17 protein-coding genes, 1 tRNA gene and 1 pseudogene are annotated in these 20,216 nt (G+C 65.5%); 8 read left to right on the forward strand and 11 right to left on the reverse strand.

Annotated features, from left to right (window positions below; genetic code table 11):
* Positions 1–520: 520 nt before the first annotated feature.
* Both AC50X6_RS08855 and AC50X6_RS08860 read right to left on the reverse strand, forming a co-directional pair.
* Positions 521–1,033 (reverse strand): GNAT family N-acetyltransferase, encoded by a 513-nt coding sequence (locus AC50X6_RS08855; protein WP_494965861.1) that lies wholly within the window; start codon positions 1,031–1,033, stop codon positions 521–523.
* A 35-nt stretch (positions 1,034–1,068) separates the two neighbouring features.
* Positions 1,069–2,217: an epoxide hydrolase family protein gene (locus AC50X6_RS08860; RefSeq protein ID WP_494965862.1), complete on the reverse strand. Its 1,149-nt coding sequence runs from the start codon at positions 2,215–2,217 to the stop codon at positions 1,069–1,071.
* A gap of 569 nt (positions 2,218–2,786) precedes the next feature.
* Between AC50X6_RS08860 and AC50X6_RS08865 the strand changes: the two genes are divergently transcribed.
* Entirely contained in the window at positions 2,787–3,518 is a 732-nt protein-coding gene (locus tag AC50X6_RS08865) for an ABC transporter ATP-binding protein (RefSeq protein WP_494965863.1), read from the forward strand.
* Here AC50X6_RS08865 and AC50X6_RS08870 read toward each other — a convergent pair.
* Complete coding sequence (locus AC50X6_RS08870) at positions 3,481–3,645, reverse strand: hypothetical protein (RefSeq protein ID WP_494965864.1); 165 nt, start codon at positions 3,643–3,645, stop codon at positions 3,481–3,483. The genes AC50X6_RS08865 and AC50X6_RS08870 overlap by 38 nt on opposite strands.
* A gap of 56 nt (positions 3,646–3,701) precedes the next feature.
* Positions 3,702–4,430 (reverse strand): TetR family transcriptional regulator, encoded by a 729-nt coding sequence (locus tag AC50X6_RS08875; RefSeq protein WP_494965865.1) that lies wholly within the window; start codon positions 4,428–4,430, stop codon positions 3,702–3,704.
* Positions 4,431–4,539: 109 nt separating this feature from the next.
* On the opposite strand from AC50X6_RS08875, the gene AC50X6_RS08880 reads away from it, so the two are divergent.
* On the forward strand, positions 4,540–6,231 hold the full coding sequence (locus AC50X6_RS08880; protein WP_494965866.1) for a DUF2306 domain-containing protein: 1,692 nt from the start codon (positions 4,540–4,542) through the stop codon (positions 6,229–6,231).
* Positions 6,232–6,428: 197 nt separating this feature from the next.
* Here AC50X6_RS08880 and AC50X6_RS08885 read toward each other — a convergent pair.
* Positions 6,429–6,687 (reverse strand): annotated as a pseudogene (locus tag AC50X6_RS08885) (recombinase family protein); the annotation flags it as partial.
* A gap of 178 nt (positions 6,688–6,865) precedes the next feature.
* Between AC50X6_RS08885 and purD the strand changes: the two are divergent.
* Together purD and AC50X6_RS08895 are read left to right on the forward strand one after the other, a co-directional pair.
* Positions 6,866–8,182: a phosphoribosylamine--glycine ligase gene (gene purD / locus AC50X6_RS08890; protein ID WP_494965867.1), complete on the forward strand. Its 1,317-nt coding sequence runs from the start codon at positions 6,866–6,868 to the stop codon at positions 8,180–8,182.
* A gap of 17 nt (positions 8,183–8,199) precedes the next feature.
* Positions 8,200–9,126, forward strand: coding sequence for a phosphoribosylaminoimidazolesuccinocarboxamide synthase (locus AC50X6_RS08895; protein ID WP_494966002.1), 927 nt, complete (start codon positions 8,200–8,202; stop codon positions 9,124–9,126).
* Positions 9,127–9,136: 10 nt separating this feature from the next.
* Here the strand turns inward: AC50X6_RS08895 and AC50X6_RS08900 are convergent, their stop codons facing one another.
* Positions 9,137–10,417: a helix-turn-helix domain-containing protein gene (locus AC50X6_RS08900; RefSeq protein ID WP_494965868.1), complete on the reverse strand. Its 1,281-nt coding sequence runs from the start codon at positions 10,415–10,417 to the stop codon at positions 9,137–9,139.
* Between the two features lie 130 nt (positions 10,418–10,547).
* On the opposite strand from AC50X6_RS08900, the gene AC50X6_RS08905 reads away from it, so the two are divergent.
* A complete protein-coding gene (locus tag AC50X6_RS08905; protein ID WP_494965869.1) occupies positions 10,548–10,766 on the forward strand; it encodes a hypothetical protein in 219 nt (72 codons plus the stop codon).
* 173 nt (positions 10,767–10,939) lie between these two features.
* Here the strand turns inward: AC50X6_RS08905 and AC50X6_RS08910 are convergent.
* The 5 genes from AC50X6_RS08910 to AC50X6_RS08930 all read right to left on the reverse strand — a co-directional run bounded on the left by AC50X6_RS08910 (position 10,940) and on the right by AC50X6_RS08930 (position 18,416).
* Positions 10,940–11,016: transfer RNA gene (locus AC50X6_RS08910), tRNA-Pro, on the reverse strand.
* A 106-nt stretch (positions 11,017–11,122) separates the two neighbouring features.
* On the reverse strand, positions 11,123–12,952 hold the full coding sequence (locus AC50X6_RS08915) for an ABC transporter ATP-binding protein (protein ID WP_494965870.1): 1,830 nt from the start codon (positions 12,950–12,952) through the stop codon (positions 11,123–11,125).
* The gene (locus AC50X6_RS08920; RefSeq protein ID WP_494965871.1) at positions 12,949–14,823 is read right to left on the reverse strand and encodes an ABC transporter ATP-binding protein; all 1,875 of its coding nucleotides are present in this window, start codon (positions 14,821–14,823) and stop codon (positions 12,949–12,951) included. The genes AC50X6_RS08915 and AC50X6_RS08920 overlap by 4 nt, the downstream gene beginning before the upstream one ends.
* Positions 14,824–15,173: 350 nt before the next feature.
* Complete coding sequence (locus AC50X6_RS08925; RefSeq protein WP_494965872.1) at positions 15,174–16,121, reverse strand: metallophosphoesterase; 948 nt, start codon at positions 16,119–16,121, stop codon at positions 15,174–15,176.
* Positions 16,122–16,127: 6 nt separating this feature from the next.
* Positions 16,128–18,416: a transglycosylase domain-containing protein gene (locus AC50X6_RS08930; protein ID WP_494965873.1), complete on the reverse strand. Its 2,289-nt coding sequence runs from the start codon at positions 18,414–18,416 to the stop codon at positions 16,128–16,130.
* 37 nt (positions 18,417–18,453) lie between these two features.
* On the opposite strand from AC50X6_RS08930, the gene sp36 reads away from it, so the two are divergent.
* Genes sp36 through AC50X6_RS08945 form a run of 3 tightly spaced genes read left to right on the forward strand, consistent with a single transcriptional unit; the run spans position 18,454 to position 20,140 of the window.
* A complete protein-coding gene (gene sp36 / locus AC50X6_RS08935) occupies positions 18,454–18,609 on the forward strand; it encodes a Sp36 family protein (RefSeq protein WP_144671455.1) in 156 nt (51 codons plus the stop codon).
* A 2-nt stretch (positions 18,610–18,611) separates the two neighbouring features.
* A complete protein-coding gene (locus AC50X6_RS08940) occupies positions 18,612–19,211 on the forward strand; it encodes a RidA family protein (protein WP_494965874.1) in 600 nt (199 codons plus the stop codon).
* 17 nt (positions 19,212–19,228) lie between these two features.
* The gene (locus AC50X6_RS08945; RefSeq protein WP_494965875.1) at positions 19,229–20,140 is read left to right on the forward strand and encodes an NUDIX hydrolase; all 912 of its coding nucleotides are present in this window, start codon (positions 19,229–19,231) and stop codon (positions 20,138–20,140) included.
* The last annotated feature ends 76 nt before the right edge of the window (positions 20,141–20,216 follow it).

Raw genomic sequence — 20,216 nt, forward strand, 5'->3', positions numbered from 1 at the left:
GGGAAACCCTCTACGGGACGGGTTCATCACTTTCGTCACCTGGCGTAGATAAGACCCCTGAAAAGAGCCGTTTCTGGTCGTATCACCCCACAAATTCGTCGTGCAAGGATGAAGGCATGACACTAAGTTCTGCCGAGTACCTGGCCATGGCTATCGGTGCCGCAATTGGCGGCGGTGGCGCGCGAATTCGAGGCGACACCAACAAGCCAGCACGGGGGCGACGTCGAGCAGTGGGCCATCATGGCCGTTCCGGGAACGCTCTGTTGGTCCGCAAAGAGACTCCGCACAGGAAGAATGCAATCCTTCGATCCGGAAACCCTGTCTTTACACGACGGCGAGGAGTCAAGACAACTATGCCTGCACAGAATCCCGCACTCTTTCCCTGAGCCCGTGAAGCTGGCGTTCCCGCTCTCGCATCCGATTTGGGGTCGGGACCGTGATGAGTACCATCCGATTTCGGCGGAGCAGCAGGACAACGACATCGTGCTCATCCTTCGTCACCAGAAAGCCAAGACAATTTCTAGGAAACTCCCGCTAGATGTACTGCGAGGACTGTCCGGATTGCGATGGTGCCGCTACTATCATCTTCGATGTGGTGCATGCCGATTTTTTCGGCAACACGGCGTGATGCCATATTGTCGGGATGAATGATGGTGACAAGCTGTTGCGCTTTGAGTTCTACGCGGGCGAAGTCCTTGCACGCCGCAGCTGCTTCGGTTGCGTATCCCTGTCCTTGGACGTCGGCGCGCACGTGGTAGCCAACTTCCAGCACGGGGCGGCCATTGACTTCCTGCCAAGTGAGGCCACAGTCGCCCACGAAAGTGCCGTCGAGGGTTTCCACGATCCAAAGTCCGTACCCGTGCTCGGCGTATTTCGCTTCATTCCAGGCAATCCACTGGGCCGCCTCGTCTCGGGTTTTGGGTGCGGGGTAATACATCATGACAACTGGATCACCGAGTAGTGCAGCCATGTTGTCGAGGTCTGCTGTCGTCATCTGCCGGAATCGAAGTCGAGCTGTTCCTTGGGGAATCACCCACGAAGTTTACAGTCGCGCCGTAAGCCGAGCGGCTAACGGACGACGTCGCTCGCGAAGAAGCTAACGATATCTGTGGCGAGCAGCAACGGTTCCTCCGTTGCTGCAAAGTGACCGCCTCGCGGCATGGGGCTCAACTCAACGTGCGCGTAGAGCCGCTCGATCCATTCTCGAGGCGGATCGCCTGCCGGATCTGTAAACACCGCCAGGCGGGTAGGCACGGTGACGCGCTCGCCTCTGCGGAGCGCCGGTGGGTCGGCCCGGTTGTCGGAGTAGTCCAGGATCGATGAGCCGATTGTCCTCGTCAGCCAGTAGAGGCTGATCATGGTGAGCAGTTGATCGCGATCGAAATAGTCTTCGGGGGCACTGCGAGCGTCGCCCCAGCTGATCCACTTTTCCACGATCCATGCAGCCAGACCCGCGGGCGAATCTGTGAGCGCCACGGCAAGGGTCGCTGGTTTCGTCGATTGAATCTGTTTGTACCCGCCTTCGTTCTCCCACCACCGATCGCTTCGTTCGGTAAAGCTGGTTTCTGCGGGTGAGAGTGGCTGATCTGGGTCGATGGGCGGTGAAATCTCCAGGTTGCTCAGATGAAGCCCGAGGAGTCGTTCTGGGTGTTGGATTGCCATCATTGTGACCACTCCGGAGCCGAAGTCGGTGCCACCTGCCGCGAAATGCGCGTAGCCGAGGCTCTGCATCAGATCATGCCATAGATGCGCTGTTTCGGCGTAGTTCCACGGCCGGTCATCTGGCCGGTCTGAGAAGCCGTATCCGGGAAGGGATGGAATGACGACATCAAACGAGGGCCCGTCAAGCCCATACGATTCGGGATCGACCAAGTAAGGAACGATCGGAAGATACTCGGCGAAGGTGCTTGGCCAGCCGTGACCCAGGATCATCGGAGTTCCGTCGCCCCTTGTAGCTCGAACATGAACGAAGTGGACCTTGGCCGCGCCTGCCTGCATGAGGAACTGTGGAAATGCATTCAGACGACGCTCCTGCTGACGCCAATCGAACTCCGTCGACCAGTACGAGCACAGTCTGCGAAGGTAGCCAGCATCGGTACCGAGCTTCCACCCACCGTCACCGCGAGGCTCCGGCCATCGTGTCAGTTCGACTCGGCGGCGCATCTCCTGGACCTCCAGGTCAGAGAATTCAACGAGAAAGGGCAGGGGCTCACTCATGATTACCAGCCTCTCACCGATGATGGTTTCCGCCAACGAGTCTGTCGAACCGTCGCGCAAGCGGAACCCTCCACGGGCAACCCGAGATTGACTGCGGATTCGGCTAGGCGATAGGCGGCCGCCGGGTGAGACCCATCGCGATGGTCCTGATCTGCGACAGTACTGTTTTCACCTTGGCGCTCTCTGCCGCCTATACCCGCAGTCACGGTGATAGCTTGCTCGAGCGGAGCCTTCCTGCACTTCCACCTATGCCTCGTCGTGGAGATCCGCGGATTCGATCCAGGCTTCCGCTGCCAGTAGGTGGTCGCGACTGACGGCGATGTCCAGGGGCTCGAACAGGAGCGGTTCCACACAAACTGACGCCGCCCATGGCGGGCTGCCGACCAGCCGGTGCGCGAGGATGAGGTCGTGGTCGGAGGTGAGTAACGGGGGCGGGGGGAAAGTTTTCTGGGCCCCGTCGAAATTATCCCGGGCATGACATTCGTCATGGGATTGGCACGTGTATCGCTAGAGATCTGATGATGTGGTGCACTGCCCGGATCCGTCCTGTCATCCCCATACTGGAAGGCATGGCCCAGGCCATTATCATCGACGTCGATAACCTTCGACGGACCTACCGCCCGGCCGGCCACGCGCCCTTTGTCGCCGTTGACGGTGTCAGTCTTTCGGTTCGACAGGGCGAATTTTTCGCCCTGTTGGGAACGAACGGGGCTGGGAAGACTTCAACTTTGGAAGTGCTTGAGGGGCTGGCTGTCCCCAGCTCGGGGACAATGAAAGTGCTGGGACGTGATCCCGCAAGGGAACGACGTCTTGTACGCCCGCGAACGGGAGTAATGCGGCAGGAAGGTGGGCTCCCCGCCGGATTGACGGTCACTGAGACCGCACGCATGTGGGCGGGGACATTATCCGTAGTCCGACTGGTGCCAGAAGCACTCGGACTCGTCGACCTGGGTCACCGGGCCGGAGCAACCGTCAAGCAGCTCTACGGTGGTGAAAGGAGGCGGCTCGACCTCGCTCTGGCCATTCTTGGACGTCCGGAGGTACTGTTCCTCGACGAGCCGACCGCCGGGCTGGACCCAGAGAGTCGTCCACGTACGTGGAGGCTCATTCGCGACCTCCTGGACTCGGGCACCACGGTGTTCTTGACCACCCACGACATGGCCGAAGCCGAGGACTTGGCGGTTCGCATCGCCATCATGCATCGGGGGCGGATCATCAGGAGTGGCACGCCGGCTGAGGTTTCCGGTGCACAACCAGCGCGCATCATGCCCGCTCAGCCTCCTTGGAGAAAGCCTTCTTGACCGTGGCAATCTCCGCTGAGGATTCGGACCACGCCGAAGCGGCGCTGCTACGTCGCAACTCAAGCGCCTTCGTCAGCCGGTCGGCATCCGCTTGTCGTTCGGTCTTCTTCTTTTTCTTGTCCGCCATGGCCGAAGTGTGACAGTGGCAGGCTAATGGTCGCTGTGAGTGACGCCAAGTGCATGCTAGGCGCGTTCCAGCCGTGCCGTCCTCGAGGTCCAACCCTGCTCGTGAAGTCGCTCAAACCCGTCGAGTAGGAGGTCGAGCGCGAATTTGAACTCAAATTCGTCGTCGCATCCTTGTCCGACCACAGAGTCGTCATCGTGCGCCGCCGCCATGGCCATCTGCACCAGATTCGGATACCGCACCGCCATCTCCCGCAGCATCGCGGAATTCTCCTCCGCCGGCACCTCCACCGCCTCCGCCTTCTGGGTTGCCGACTCGTCGAACAACTCCTGGGTGAACCCCCACATCCGACCCCCGATGGCGTGCATCATATGATGCACGAGATCGATCGAGAAGCCGCCAGCCAGGAACATGCCGGTGAACGAGTCCATGTAGTCGAGCACTGCCGGCGTCTTAGTAGTGCGCGACTCGATCGCCTGCCGCGCCCAGGGATGGCGCTGGAGCGCAGCCCTGGCGGAGAGCACCCTGAGCCGCACCGCCCTTTTCCAGTCGCCCCTGAACACGGGTGGATCGATCTCGCCAATGATCACCTCGACCATGCCGTCGAGTAGTTCCTCCTTGTTGGCGACGTGCTTGTAGAGAGCCATCGGCACGACACCGAGCTCTCGGGCAAGCCTCCTCATGCTGAGCGCCTCGATACCCACCTCATCAGCGAGTGAAACGGCGGCCTCGAGCACGCGGCTACGGTTCAAGCGAATGCGCCGCCCAGTGTCTAGCTGTTGAGTCATTCCCATCCCTCGCATTTCGTCCACGCTGTTCCCTTGACAGGAGTACAGAGTACACATTATCATGCTCATAAGGTGTACGCCGTATACCTCAATCGAATTGGGAGCCCGCATGAACGCGACAAACGATGATCACTCCCTGACGACAGCGCCCGTGACTGCCAGAGTGACCACGCCTGCGAAGAGGACGCTCCCGCGTGCCCAGTGGCGCGTGCCGACGGCCTTGATTCTCCTCAGCCTCATCCCCGTGATCGCCGGAGCCGCGCGTCTGACGGAGCTCTCAGGCGGCCCCGTCGCCACGCCGCAGAATGCGCGCTTCCTCGACTTCCCCTTCCCGGTGGTCGCTCACATCGTCAGTGTCACCGCGTACTCCCTGCTCGGCGCCTTTCAATTTGTTCCGTCGCTGCGGGGAAGGCGCAGCTGGCATCGCATCGCCGGGCGAATTCTGGTGCCTGCCGGTCTGGTCGCGGCACTGTCCGGAATGTGGATGGCCTCCTTCTCCGCCCTTCCGGCCGGCGATGGCGACCTCCTTCGCGTAATCCGGCTGGTCTTCGGCTCCGCAATGGCCGGAAGTATCATCCTGGGTCTCCTCGCGATTCTCCGCCGAGATTTCGTGCGACACAGTGCGTGGATGACTCGCGGCTACGCCATCGCGCTTGGCGCGGGAACGCAAGCCCTCATTCTCATTCCCAGTTCGCTGTTGTTCGATCGAATCGCCGAACTTCCCCGTGCACTGCTCATGGGCGCCGCCTGGGTGCTCAACCTGGGGCTCGCCGAGTTCGTCATTCGACGGCGTGCCCGGCTGGCGACCCGCCCCTCCACTCCCTTGATGCGAGCAGCCGAGTACCGACAGTTCGGACCCCCCGAGGTCGTCTCGGTTGTCACGACGTCCAGGCCTACGCCGAGCCGAAACGAAGTGCTCGTCAGAGTGCACGCGAGCACAGTCAGCGCAGCCGACCACCGAGCCCGAAGTCGGGATGTGCCACGCGGTCTGCGGGCGCTCGTCGCGTTCACGCTCGGCACCTTCCGGCCGCGACGGCGCATCCTCGGAATGGACGTGGCCGGCGTCGTCGAGGCGACGGGCGCGGACGTCACCATGTTCGCCCCTGGCGACGAGGTGATCGCAATGCTCGGTGCCAGATACGGCGGCCACGCTGAATACGTGTGCGTTCCGCAGGGCGGCGCCATCACCGCCAAGCCCCGCAACATGACGTTCGAGACGGCGGTGACCCTCGTCTTTGGAGGGATCACGGCACGCGGCTTCCTGAACCGTATTGCCCTCACGCCGGGTGACACCGTCCTCATCAACGGCGCCTCTGGCGCAGTTGGAACGGCAGCCGTACAGCTCGCCAAGCACCTGGGCGCGAACGTCACCGCCGTATGCAGCAGTAGCAACCGGGAAATGGTCACCTCACTCGGCGCAGACCGGGTGATCGATTACAGAGCAGTCGACTTCACCGCCGAGGCGAAGACCTACAACGTCATCGTCGACTGCGTCGGCAATACTCAGTTCGAGCGGCTCGAGGCCTCGATCGAGCCCGGCGGAGCACTCCTCTCGGTCATTACGGACCTCGAAGGACTGCTTCGGGCACGGGGACGCAGCCGAAAGAGCGGAAAGCTGGTCGCCACCAGCGGCGGCCCGTACACAGCCGAAAACCTGGCGTTCCTGGTCAACCTTGCAGAGACCGGCCAGTTACGGGCGATCAGCGACCACACCTACGAGCTCTCCGACATCGTTGACGCGCACCGCTTCGTCGACGCAGGGCACAAGAAGGGCAGCGTCATCCTTCGCGTCGCCAGCTGAAAGCCACGGGTGCGCCCCCGGCGCCGTTAGGCAGTGTCGACGAGGTACTGTACGGCCGCGCTCCAGTCATCCGTTGACTCGTCGTCGCGGTCGTCGTCCTCTTCACCGGGTAGGCCCAGGGACTCAGTTGCTGGCCGCTGCACGGAGCCACGGAACAGGCGCCGCCGGGAAATCACGTTGGCAGCGACGCTGGGGGCTTACCGGGACAGGAGCTTCTCGCCGTCGGGACGCAGCTGCCCGGTGGGCGAGACATGCCTGTAGAGGGTCCTGTCGGGTGATGCCGAGTTCGATGCAGAGGTCGCTAACCTTGGTGCCAGGCTTTCCCATAGAGGCCGTAGCGAGTCTGACTTTCGAAGGAATCATTTTGTAGGGGCGTCCGCCGCTGCGTCCGCGGGCACAGGCGGAAGCGAGGCCGGCAATGGTGTGTTCGGAGATGAGCTCGCGTTCGAATTCGGCGTGGCCGCGTCCGCGGGACATGTCCATTCTTCGTGCCTGGGGGCGAGTTCTAGTGGCATTATGTCCGGTGGCCGCGGCCAGGGCTGGGCATGTCCCGTGGCTCGTGAAGGGACTGGGCATGTCCAGCCGTGGTAACAGCTTAGGAGCCTGACGGGTCCGCAAAGTACCCTTGGGGACTGTGAAGGTACTTGTCATCGGCCCCGGCGGCCGCGAACACGCCATTGTCCGGTCCCTGCTTGCCGACCCGAACGTTTCCGAGGTCCACGCGGCCCCGGGAAACGCCGGCATCAGCAAACTGGTCCCCACACACGCGATCGACGCAAGCAACCCCGACGCCGTCGCCGCCCTGGCCACCCGGCTGACAGCCGACCTCGTGGTGGTCGGCCCGGAGGCACCGCTCGCCGCGGGCGTGTCCGACGCCGTCCGCGCGGCAGGCATCGCGGTGTTCGGCCCCAGCAAGGCCGCGGCCCAGCTTGAAGCCTCCAAGGCCTTCGCCAAGGAAGTCATGGCCGAGGCGGAGGTTCCCACCGCGATGGCGCGCGTGGCGTCCAATGCAGAGGAAGCCGCCGACGCCCTCGACACCTTCGGCGCACCCTATGTCGTCAAGGATGACGGGCTGGCCGCGGGCAAGGGCGTGGTGGTCACCAACAACCGCGCTGAGGCCCTGGCCCATGCGCAGAGCTGCTTCGATGCCGGCGGAGTCGTGGTGATTGAGGAATTCCTCGACGGCCCCGAGGTCTCCGTGTTCGTCCTCTGCGATGGCAGCAACACCGTAGCGCTCGCCCCGGCCCAGGACTTCAAGCGGATCTTCGACAATGATGAGGGCCCCAACACCGGCGGCATGGGCGCCTACACCCCGCTGGACTGGGCCCCGGAGGGCCTGGTCCAGGAAGTCATAGACCGGGTGGCCCAGCCCACGGTCAAACAGATGGCCCTCCGCGGCACCCCGTTCGTCGGCGTTTTGTTCGTCGGCCTCGCCCTGACCTCCCGCGGCACCCGTGTCATCGAATTCAACGTCCGCTTCGGCGACCCGGAAACCCAGGCCGTCCTGGCCCGGCTCAAGACCCCCCTCGGCGGGCTGCTTATGGCCGCTGCCAGGGGCGAACTGGACAAGGCCCAGCCGCTGCGATGGTCCAGGGAGTCGGCTGTCGCCGTCGTCGTCGCTGCTGCGAACTACCCGGACGCACCCCGCACCGGGGACCGGATCCGCGGGCTGAAGAAGGCCGGGTCCCTCGAGGGCGTTCACGTCATCCACGCCGGCACAAGGTTCGACGACGAAGGCAAGGTGGTGTCCGCCGGCGGGCGCGTTCTGGCCGTCGTCGCATTGGGAACCGATCTGGTGGAGGCCCGCGAGCGGGCGTACGACGGCGTCGAGCTGGTCCAGCTGGACGGCTGCCAGTTCCGCACCGACATTGGCGGGAAGGCGGCCCGCGGCGAGATCCAGGTGTTGAGCCCCGGGATCCCGTCCGCCTCGAAAGCAAAGGCACAACCGTGAGCGCAACCGAATTCCCGATGCCCAACGGCGGCCTCACTACCGCGACGCTGGATCTGCCTGGCTGGAAGCACATTTACTCCGGCAAGGTCCGTGACCTTTACGTGCCGGTGGATCAGTCCATCTCCGAGCGCTTCGGCCGGGAGTGCGTCCTGGTAGTGGCCAGCGACCGCATCAGCGCCTACGACCACGTGCTTGCCAGCGAGATCCCGGACAAGGGCCGCATCCTGACCCAGCTGAGCCTGTGGTGGTTCGAGCAGCTCGGCGTGGAGCACCACGTGCTCGCGTCCACGGTCGGGGGAGGCGTGCCGGCGGCGGTGGACGGCCGTGCGATGATCTGCATGAGGCTGGACATGTTCCCGGTCGAATGTATTGCCCGCGGCTACCTCACCGGCTCGGGCCTGGCCGAGTACAAAGAGTCCCGCACCGTGTGCGGTATCCCGCTTCCGGAAGGCCTGGTGGACGGGTCCCGCCTCACCGAGGCCATCTTTACACCCTCCGCTAAGGCAGCGGTGGGTGAGCACGACGAGAACATCAGCTACGACGCCGTTGTAGAAATCGTGGGCGAGGACATCGCGGCCCGGCTGCGGGAGCTGACCCTGGAGATCTACACCAAAGCTGAGGAAATCGCCCGCGGCCGGGGCATTGTCCTGGCCGACACTAAGGTGGAGTTCGGCTTCGACGCCGCCACCGGCATCATCACCCTCGGCGACGAGGTGCTCACCCCGGACTCCTCACGGTTCTGGGATGCCGCCACTTATGAGCCGGGCAGGGCCCAGCCGTCCTACGACAAGCAGTACGTCCGTGACTGGCTGACCTCGCCGGAGTCCGGCTGGGACCGGGCCTCCGCTGTGCCGCCGCCGGCGCTGCCGGCCGACGTCGTGGCCCGCACCCGCAGCCGCTACCTCGAGGCCTACGAAAAACTCACCGGCCGAGCGTTGGGCTAGGCGCGTTGGGTTAGGCGTTCGCCTGGGTCCCAGATGCGGCGGCGGCTTCGGCGCGGCGCCGGGCAAGCCTGATCTCCAGCACGGCGTCCATTGCCTGCTGGACCCGGTCCGAGGCCCCGGCCGCGCTGAACTCCTTCTGCGCTTCTTCAAGGTACGCGAGGGCCTCGTCGGATTCGCCGGCGGCCTTGAGCGCCCGGCCGAGCAGGAGCGCCACCTCACCGGCAGTGTGCCGGGCGAGCGTCCCGCGCTCGGCATGGATCTCCCGCAGTTTCTGCACAGCCGCGACGATGTCGCCGGTCAGGTAGAGCCAGCGGGCGCGGATGAAGGCAACCTCGAGCTCGTCTGCCCTGTTGCCGCCCACGATCGAGAGGGCCAGTTCCGCACGCTCGATCGATTGCAGCGTTTCAGGTTCCACGATTCCGGAGGAAAGGCGTACTGCAGCGGACGCCTTGTTGAACCGGGCCCAGAGGTCAATGTCGTTCGCGGGCGAGAGCAGCTTGGCGGCCCGCTCGTGAGACTTGATCCCCTCGGGGTAGTCGTGGCGCATGAAGGCGACGTTCCCGATGACCCAGGCTACCTCGCCGGCCAGTTGGGGCATGGACTGGTCATCAATCTGCGCGTTCATGTCCCGGCAGTACCGCCAGGCCTCCTCGAGCCTGCCGCTTTCGGCCAGCGCGCCGATCAGCGCACGCAGGGCGCCGATGATGAGAGTGGAGCCTTTGGGCAGCTCGGCGCAAAGGCGCACCGCTTCCTGCGCATGTTCGACGGCGGCGGTCAACTGCCCTTGGCCCTGCGAGGCGGCGGCAAGCATCTGCTGCGCTCTTACGCCAAGGCCCGCCGATTCCGCGGCCATGGGATGTTCCAGTAGGTGCTGGACGATGTTCTTGCACTCCTGCCACAGCCCCTGCTTGATCAGGCATTCGGCCTGCATGTAGGTCATGTTCCACCAAGCGCTGGTGTTCCTGCCCTCCTGGGCGATCCGTGCGGCACTCGCCGCGTGCGTCGCGGCTAGCGGATAGTCCCTCAGGTCCCAGGCCTGGCGGGCATACAGCCCGGCCAGCACGTATTCGGCGTCGCTGACGGACACCGGCTGGTTCCACGCCTCCAGTGCCTTGGGCGCGAGCTCGAGCCTGCGGGCGAGCTCCTCGATGACCACTGGCGTGGGTTCGCGGCGCCCGGTTTCGAGCAGCGAGATGTAGCTGGCCGAGTAAACGCCCCCGCCCAGCACCGCTTGGGTCAGGCCCCGTTCCAGCCGTTCCGCGCGGAGCTTCTCCCCAAATCCGTTCCCCACGGATACCTCCTAATTCCGGACATTCTTTGTACCGAATGCTTGACAGCCTCTGTGGAAATCATTTTACAATGTGTGTCAACAAGGGCAGTGCTGACTTGGTAAATGGACTCAACCCATATTGAGGAACTCTATGTTGAAGAAGATTGCAGCCGGCGCCGTCCTGGCGGGCGCCCTGGCTTTCTCCGCTGCGGCTCCGGCCGTTATTTCCGCTGGTTCCATCGCCGACAACGCAGGCATCACGGCTGTCGGCAACTGGCCGGACCCGATGCAAGCCCCCCAGGCGGTTGGCAACTGGCCGGACCCGATGACCTACTCCACCAACGTCGGCAACTGGCCGGACCCGATGTAAGCAGTACCTCTTTGGCAGCCCCGGGACACGTACCAACCGTGTCCCGGGGCTGCTTTTTGCCGCTTGCCCCGCAGATCGGGTTCACAAGAGCCGGGGTTCGCAAAAGTCGGCGCTTACTAAGGCGCGGGGTGCACACAAAAGAGGGCCTTCCGGTGGAAGACCCTCTTTCTGGCTGGTCGGGATGACAGGATTTGAACCTGCGACCTCGTCGTCCCGAACGACGCGCGCTACCAAGCTGCGCCACATCCCGATCCGCTGCTACAAAAGCAACTTCACAAGACTAGCCGATTGGTGCCCCGGATGCGAAATCGCCGCCGGCTTGCCGCTGAAACGCGGCGAAACGGCCGCGGAAAAACTCAGACGAGCGAATCCTTCCACGCCCCGTGCAGTTGCGCGAAGCGCCCGCCGCCGCCAATCAGATCCGCCGGCGATCCGTCTTCGACCACACGCCCGTCGTGGACCACAAGCACCCGGTCCGCGCTCTCCACGGTGGACAGGCGGTGCGCAATAATGAGCGCGGTCCGTCCGGGCCCGGCGTCGGTACCCTCGAGGAGCCTGGCGAGACCGCTCTGCACGAGGCGCTCGGAGGGGATGTCCAGCGAGGAGGTCGCCTCGTCCAGGATCAGTACCGCCGGCCGTGCCAGGAAGGCCCGGGCGAAGCTGATCAGCTGGCGCTGCCCGGCCGAGACGCGGCCACCGCGCTTGTTAACGTCGGTGTCGTAGCCCTCGGGAAGAGCCCGGATGAAGCCGTCGGCACCCACGGCCTCCGCCGCTGCCTCGATCTCCGCACGGGCGGCGTCCGGCCGCCCCAGGGCAATGTTGTCCGCGACAGAGCCGCTGAACAGGAAGGCCTCCTGGGTGACCATCACAACGTTCCGCCGCAGATCCGCCGTCGTGAGCTGCCGCAGGTCCACGCCGTCGAGTGTGAGTGAACCGGCAGAGACGTCGTAGAACCGGGCGATCAGCTTGGCGAGGGTGGATTTTCCGGCGCCGGTCTGCCCCACCAGGGCCACCGTCTGCCCGGCGGGGATATGCAGGTCCATCGGTGGGATGATCACCGGTCCCTCGCCGTAGCGGAACTCGACGCCGGTGAAGTCGATGGCCCCCTCTGCCTCGCGCAGGGCTACCGGGTTCTTGGGCGGCCGGACCGTGGGTACCTCCTCCAGCAGCCCGGACACCTTTTCGAGCGCCGCCTGGGCGCTCTGGAACGAGTTGTAGAACATCGCCATCTGGTCCACGGGCTGGAAGAAGCGCTTGGTGGACAGGATCAGTGCCAGCAGCACACCGACGGCGAGTTCGCCGCCGAGCACCCGGAAGCCGCCGAACAGCAGCACGACGGCGACGCAGACGTTTCCGATCAGCACCAGGCCGGGCTGGAAGACGCCGCTGAGGTTGATGGTGCGGACGGTCACCTTGCGGTAGTCCTCGGAGAGATCGGCGTACCGTGCGGCGTTCTCGCGTTCCTTGCGGAAGGCCTTGACCGCGCGGATCCCCGTCATGGTTTCGACGAAGTGGACGATCAGCCGGGCCGAGACCACGCGGGATTCGCGGAAGGCGATCTGGGAGTGCTTCTGGTACCAGCGGGCCAGGAGGTACATCGGCACACCGGCGGCCAGCAGAAGGAGTCCGCTGCGCCAGTCCAGCGCGAACACCGTGGCGGCTGTGAACACCATAAACACCAGCCCGGAGGCCAGCGAGCTGCCGCCGGAGTCCAGGAGCTCGCGCAACGCCTCGAGGTCCGAGGTCTGCCGTGCGATGATGCGGCCGGAGGTGTACTTCTCGTGGAACTCCAGGCTCAGGCGCTGGGTCTGCCGGAAGACCCGGACGCGGAGGTCCAGCAGCATGGCCTGGCTGAGCTTCGCCGTCGAGTTCACGTACAGGGCGGTGAGGGCTCCCGCCGCGACGGCGGCAGCGAGGTAGGCGACGCCGGCGAGCAGGAGCAGGAGGTTATCGCCTGCGCGCAGGGCAGGCAGGGCCCGGTCGATCCCGAAGGCGATCAGGGCCGGTCCGGCGACGCGGGCTGCCTGGGAGAGTACGACGGCGGCGATTGTGAGCCAGAACCGGCGGCGGACGGGGCGGATCAGGGAGCCCAGCAAGGCCAGCGAGCGACGCCTGACAGTCTTGCTTTCGCTCTTGGTCAGGTGCGCGTTGTCCTCGTTGGCGGTGCCGAAGGTTGCGCTGCTCATCGGGAAATCTCCTCCGCATTGAGGTCGGACAGTTCGGAGTCCAGCAGGTCCGTGTCCAGGTCCCGGGGTTCCGGGTCGAGGCTGGCGATCACGTGGCGGTAGTGGCTGTTCCCGGCGAGCAGCTCGGCGTGGGTACCGACGGCGCTGATCCGGCCGTCCTCCAGCAGCGCCACCCGGTCCGCCAGCGCGACGGTGGACGGGCGGTGGGCGACGATCAGGGTGGTGGTATCGGAGAGGACTTCCCGCAGCCGGGCCTCGACCAGTTCCTCGGTGTTGACGTCCAGGGCCGAGAGCGGGTCGTCGAGGACCAGCACTTTGGGCCGGGCAGCGATGGCCCGGGCCAGGGCGATGCGCTGCCGCTGGCCGCCGGACAGGCTCAGGCCTTCCTCGCCGATCAGGGTGTCCGGGCCCTCCGGCAGGGAGTACGCGAAGTGGGCCTGGGCGACGTCGAGTGCTTCTTTCAGGGCTTTCTCGCGGTCTTCTGCAAACGGGATGGGGGCTAGGCTGCCGGATGCTGACATGCCGGGGGCTGACGCGCCGGGGGCGCCGAGCATCACGTTGTCGCGGACCGAGCTGGAGAACAGGGTGGTGTCCTCGAACGCGACGGCGACTACGGACCGCAGTTCCTCGACACTGAACTCGCGAAGGTCCACGCCGTCGATCGTGATGGAACCGTCCGTGACGTCGTAGAGGCGGGGGACCAGCTGGAGCAGGGCGCTTTTGCCGCTGCCGGTGATGCCCACCAGTGCCATGGTCTCGCCCGGCCTGATGTCCAGGTTGATGTCCTTGAGGATCGGGGTGTCCGGGGCGTCCCCGTAGGCAAACGTGGCGTGGTGGAAACTGAGGGCGCCCTTGAGCCGGGCGGGGCTGCGCGGGTGGTGCGGGCTGGTGATGGTGTTCACCGAGTCCATCACCTCGAAGTGCCGGTCCAGCACACTCTTGGCGTTGAGGGCCATCGCCAGCAGCATGCCGCAGAACTCGACGGGGGCGGCGATCACGGCCGCCGTGGCGAAGAACGCCACCAGCGCGCCGATGGAAAGTTCGCCGGTGGAGGCCAGCAGAATCCCGACGACGAGCCCGGTGCCAAGGGCGAGTTCGGGAAGCAGTGTGACGACGAGGCTGAAGGCGGCCAGGTGCTTGGCTTTGGCAACCTCGGTCTGGCGGAGTTCCTCGGCCTGTTCATTGAAGTTTTCCAGCGCCTCGCGGCTGCGGCCGAACGCCTTAAGCACGCGGATGCCGTGGACGGACTCCTCAACCGTGGTGGCGAGGTCGCCGGCCTGGTCCTGGCTGCGGCGGGCCACCTTGCCGAAGCGGGTGCGGAAACGGTAGCCGTAGATCATGATCGGCACGGCGGCGGCCGTGAAAATGAGCGCCAGCTGCCAGCTCATCGAGAACATAACGCCGACGCCGATCAGCACCGTCAGGGTGGTCACCACCAGCATGATGGCGCCGAAGGCCATCCAGCGGCGCAGGAAGTTCAGGTCTGTCATGGCGCGGGAGAGCAGCTGCCCGGAGCCCCAGCGGTCATGAAAGGAAACGGTCAGGTCCTGCAACTGGCCGTAAAGGGACACCCGCATCCGGGTCTCCACGGTGGTGGCGGGGTTGATGACGAAGGTGCGGCGCAGCGCGACCAGGCCAGCCTCGGCGATGCCCAGGCCTAGGATGGTGAGGGAGGCGATCCATACCGCGTCCGTGCTCCCGCCCGGCTGCAGGGAATCGTTGACGAGCACCCGCAGCACCTGGGGGATGGCCAGGGCCACCACGCTCGCCAGCAGCGCACATAGCAGGCCCATGATGAGACGCGGCATAATCGGCAAGACGAGCGGATAGAGTCGGCTGATTGACGCGAAAAACGGGGTTTGCTTGGCCATGCCTGCTTCTTAAAAACGCGACGGCTTCAGTCGCGACGGCGAATTGTCAGACGCAATGTCAGACGAAACTGGAGGTAGTTTCCTGTAGCAACTACCCTAGGCCATCGGGTGACCGGGTTCACATGAATTGCGACAGCTTCAGGATCTCGCCCAGTCATTACATACCGCAATGACCGCCCGGCGCCCCGCCCGCGGGACATGTCCAGTCCTCGCGGCGAGGGGCGGGCACCAGCCAGCCGCCGGCGGGGACATGCCCAGTCCTGGCCGCGGGGAGTAGACATAAACCCACTATGTCCATTTGTCACACCCGGGGGAGGGCATGTCCCGTGGTGGCGGGGGAGCGGGCGGGCTCAGGAACGGGAGGTGAGCGTGAGCAGCACGGCCTCGGGCCTGCAGGCGATGCGGACCGGGGCGAAGCGCGAGGTGCCGATCCCGCCGGAGACGTTCACCGGCGTCGTGCGCCCGTTGCTTTCCCACGTGTTCAGGCCCTTGGCGCGCCAGGTGGGGAGGTCGCAGTTGGCGAGGAGGGCGCCGTAGCCCGGGATGCAGATCTGGCCGCCGTGGGTGTGCCCGGCGAGGAGGAGATCGGCGCCGTCCTCGGTGAAGTGGTCCAGCACGCGCTGGTAGGGGGCATGGGCGACGGCCACCCGCAGATGCGGTGTTGCGTCCTGGCCCGTGGTGCCGCGTGGCCAGCCGGCGTACCGCTCGAGGCCCAGGTGCGGATCGTCAACGCCGGAGAAGTCGACGCGCAGCCCCTTGAGCACCACGGACTGGCAGCGGTTGGTGAGGTCCACCCAGCCGGCCATGCCGAAGCCGGCACGCAGCCGTGGCCAGTCCAGTGTGCCCGGGTCTTTTGGTGCCGAGGACGGCCCTAGGAGGTAGCCGGCCGGGTTCGTCGGCCGGGGGGCGAAATAGTCGTTTGAGCCGGGCACAAAGACCCCGGGGAACTCCATCAGCGGGCGCAGCGCCGCCAGCACGGGGTCCACCGCCTTGGCATGGCTGAGGTTGTCGCCAGTGTTCACCACCAGATCGGGCTTCAGCTCCGCGAGTGATGCCAGCCATTGGGCCTTTTTGTTCTGGCCCGGGACGAAGTGGATGTCGGACAGGTGCAGCACCCGGAAGGGGCCGAAGCCGGCCGGAAGGACCGGGAGGGTCTCCTCGCGCAGCACAAACTGGTTCTTCTCCCACAGGCCGTAGCCGGTGGCGGCGGCACCTGCCGCGGCGCCAACCGCGGCAGTTACGGCGAGGCCGCGCCCGATGCTTCGGGCGCGGCCTGCCAGGTCATTCCCCCGGGCCACCGGATACTACTTCTGTTCTTTCGGCGGTTCGGGTGCGGGGGCGGGAGGTGCGGGCGGAGCCGGGCTGGACGGAGCAGGGCTGGACGGCGCCGGCGTCGCCTGCGTCGACGGCCTGGGCACGGGTGCCGGTGCCGGTGCCGGCCCTGTGACCAGGTTCGACGGCGGCGCCGGGAACGGGTTGGTGCCGTACGCCGGTGCCACCTGGGTCATGTAGTTCGAGAACTGCGGGCCAGCGATCATGTAACCGTCAATGCCCTTATAGAACTTGTCGTTCACTGTGACGTTCTGGCCAGGCCGGTCCTGGCCGCCCAGAGCGTCGCCGAACCAGGTCGCCGTCGCCAGGCCCGTGGTGTAGCCCACCACCCAGGTGGAGTTGTTGGTATCGTTGGTGCCCGTCTTGGCGGCGATCGGAAAGCTGGTCCGGGTGGAGATCCGCGGTTGGATCAGCGCGCCGGAGCCGCGGTTGAGAACTTCCTGCAGCGCGAAGCTCACACCGCGGGCCACCTCCGGTTTGATCGCGTCGCGGCAGCTCGTGGCCTGGGCCGGGAGCTGGGCGCCAGTCGCATCCGTCACCGAGGCGATGGCGATCGGCTCGCAGTACTTGCCGTCATTCGCGAAGGTGGCGAAGGCGCTGGCCATGGTCAGCGGGGAGGTCTGGAGGGCGCCGATCAGGTTGGATAGACGCGTCATGGGAACGGGCTCATTGGTCTGGCCGGCGTGGATACCCACGGCGTCGACGATCTTCTGGATGCCGCAGAGGTCCACCTGGGCCGCGGAAGCGAACGTCATCGTGTTGATCGAGTTCGCCAGACCGTCGACGACTCTCATGGGCTTGTAATATCCCTCCTCGGCGTTTTGCAGATCCTTGGCAGCGCCCAGGCCCTCTTCCGCCGTGTTGTAGGCGCCATCCACGGGTGTAGGACAGGTGTTCTTCCACCGGTAGTTCAGGGGATAGCGCCGCACTGCGCCGTTGAGGACGGTGTTCATGGATTTTCCCTCGTCGAGCCACTGCGCGAAGGTAAACGGCTTCATCGTGGAACCGGGCTGGAAACCGCCCAGGCCGCCAAGGTCGTTGCCCTGGGTGTCCTTCATGTCAACGTTGAAGTTGATGACGGTATTGAACTTTCCCTCGGCCTCAAGGACCTGGGTGTTCTGAGCCATCGAGATGATCTTGCCCGAGCCCGGCTGCACGGAGACCAGCGAGGCGCCCCACTTGTCCGGGTTCGCCCCGGCGGAGCCGTCAACCTGGGCCTGTGCCACGGCCTGGGCATTCGGGTCCAGCGTGGTTTTGATGGTCAGGCCGCCGCGGAACACCTTCCGCTCGCGTTCCTTCGCGTCGGCGCCATAGGCGGGGTTGTTGAGCAGCAGGTGCAGTACATAGTCGCAGAAGTACGGGGCCGTCTGCGAATAGGGGCAGCCCTGGCGTGCCGGGGTGACCTTGGTTTCCACCGGGGTGGCGACGGCGGCGTCGTAGTCGGCCTGCTGGATCTTGCCCTGGGTCAGCATCAACTCGAGGACCAGGTCACGGCGGACCTTGGCGTTCTCCGGGTTGTTGATCGGGTCGAAGAAGGACGGGCTGTTAACCAGACCGGCCAACAGGGCGGCCTGCGGAAGGGTCAGGTCCTTGGCGGTGGTGCTGAAGAAGAACTTGGAGGCGGCTTCGATGCCGTAGGCGTCCCGGTTGAAGAACACGATGTTGAGGTAGCCCTCAAGGATCTGTTCCTTGGTGAACTTCTTCTCCAGCGCGATGGCGAGCTTCATTTCGCGGAGCTTGTCCCCGACGCCCTTGTTGACACCGTTCAGCAGGACTTCGTCGCCCTTGCCCTCGGCCTCGAGGGAGGAGTTGATGACGTTGTTGACGTACTGCTGCGTGATGGTCGACGCGCCCTGCTTGTTGCCGCGGGCGGTGCTGACAAGGGCACGCATGATGCCGGTGGTGTCCACGCCGCCGTGCTCGTAGAAGCGGTTGTCCTCGATGGCGATCACCGCGTCCTTGACGTACGGCGACATCTGGTCCAGGGACACCCGGGTGCGGTTCTCTGCGAACAGATTCGCGATCACGCTGCCGTCGGCCGCAAGGATAGTGGTCGACTGGCTGGGCGGATCCACCTGCAGCTCCGCCGGAAGGGTGTCAAAGAATTTGATCGATCCGCTCGCCGTGTTGCCGGAAACCGCCGCGGCCGGGACTAGCAGCCCCGCCACCAGGACGCCACACATGGCGCTCACACCCAGGAAAAGAAAGATCTTTCCGAGAGTGGTGGCCGTGTCGAATAAAGGGTTCTTGCCTGTCGCCATGTTTTCCACTTTACCGGCAAGTACTAGGCTTTAGCTCATGACCAAATGGGAGTACGCCACGATTCCGCTCATTATCCACGCCACGAAGCAGATTTTGGACCAGTGGGGAGACGACGGCTGGGAGCTTGTCCAGGTTGTTCCGGGCCCCGAGGGAAACGGCCTGGTTGCCTACCTGAAGCGGGAGAAGCAGTAGCCATGGGCACCCCAGCATCGGCCGCGCAGGACGCCTCGGCTGCCGCGGGTAACACCACGGCCGCCGCGGGTACCGCCGGAATCGCCGCTGGCGCGTCGTCGGGCGCGGGCGCATCGTCCGCCGTCGAACAGCGACTCGCCGAACTCGGCCTGACGCTGCCGGAGGTCGCCGCGCCGGTGGCCGCCTACGTCCCCGCCGTGATTTCGGGCAACCATGTGTACACCTCCGGCCAGCTGCCGTTCATCAACGGCGGGCTGGAGGCCACGGGTAAGGTGTCCGCCGGCACGGAGGCTGCCGCCGACGAGGCCACCGTGTCCCCGGAAGCGGCGAAGCGCTACGCCGCGGTCTGTGCCGTCAACGCCCTGGCCGCCGTGAAGAGCGTCATCGGGGACCTGGACCGCATCACCCGGATTGTCAAGGTGGTGGGCTTCGTCTCCTCCGATCCGTCCTTCACCGGCCAGCCCGGCGTCATCAACGGCGCCTCTGAGCTGCTGGGCAAGGTCCTGGGCGACGCCGGCCAGCACGCACGGTCTGCCGTCGGCGTCGCTGTCCTGCCGCTCGACTCTCCGGTTGAGCTCGAACTGATCGCCGAATTCGCCTAGAGCGCCGGTCACTTCCCATGCCTAAGTTAGTCCGACGCCTGTTTGTCCTTCCCCCGGATCTTGAGGGGGCGGCCCGCAGCTGGCGTGAACATGGCGAACGGACGCCCCGTGCGGCCCGTTTCGCGTCTTCCGTGATACTCCTTCGGGATTCACCCACGGGTCTGGAAACCTGGCTGGGCTACCGGCCGGGCACTTCGCCGCTGGGCGTGCTCGCCTTTCCCGGCGGATCGCTGCAGGCCTCCGACGACGACGCGGTCGGCTGGCTGGGCCCCTCGCCGCAGCATTGGGCCGAGCAGATGGGAACGGCCGACGTCGGGCTGGCGCGCCGCCACGTGGTGGGTGCCATCCGGGAACTGTTCGAGGAGACCGGCATCCTGCTGGCCGGGCCGGACCTCACCAGCACCGTGGAGGCGACCTCGACGGGCGAGTGGATGCGCGCCCGGGTGGCCGTGGCGGAGCAGGAAAAATCCTTCACCGAGGTGCTCGCCAAGCGCGGGCTCTCGGTGCGGACAGACCTGCTCAAGCCGCTGGTCAACTGGCTCAGTCCGGCCTTCGCGCACAGCCGCTTCAACACCCGGTACTTCGCAGCCACCCTGCCCATGAACCAGAAGCCCTCGCTGCTGGCCGGCAAGGGTGTCTGGGGCCGCTGGGTCTGCGTCCGCGGCGTGATCAACGAGCGGGAGACCACCGTGCTCGGCGACGAGGTGGGCCAGGCGAACACGGCCGGCCGGCCCCTCGGCGAGCTCCTGGTGCCGGGTTCTGAGATCATGCTGGAAAAGATGGCCGGGGCCAACGGCTGCATCGCCTACCTCAGCTATAAGCGCAAGGCCCACGTGTACCAGCCCGAGCTCGTCGAGGAAGACGGCAGGCTCATGCTCGAAGTCGAGGCAGCAACAACCGTCGCAGGCGACCCGCAGCGCGAGCGCTAGCGCGGTTCCGCGCCACACGGTGGCCGGGCCGCGGCGGCGCCCTCGGGCGGGGCGGGGGGTGCGGCAGCCGGCTCGG

It is taken from the genome of Pseudarthrobacter sp. HLT1-7 (genome assembly GCF_059383435.1).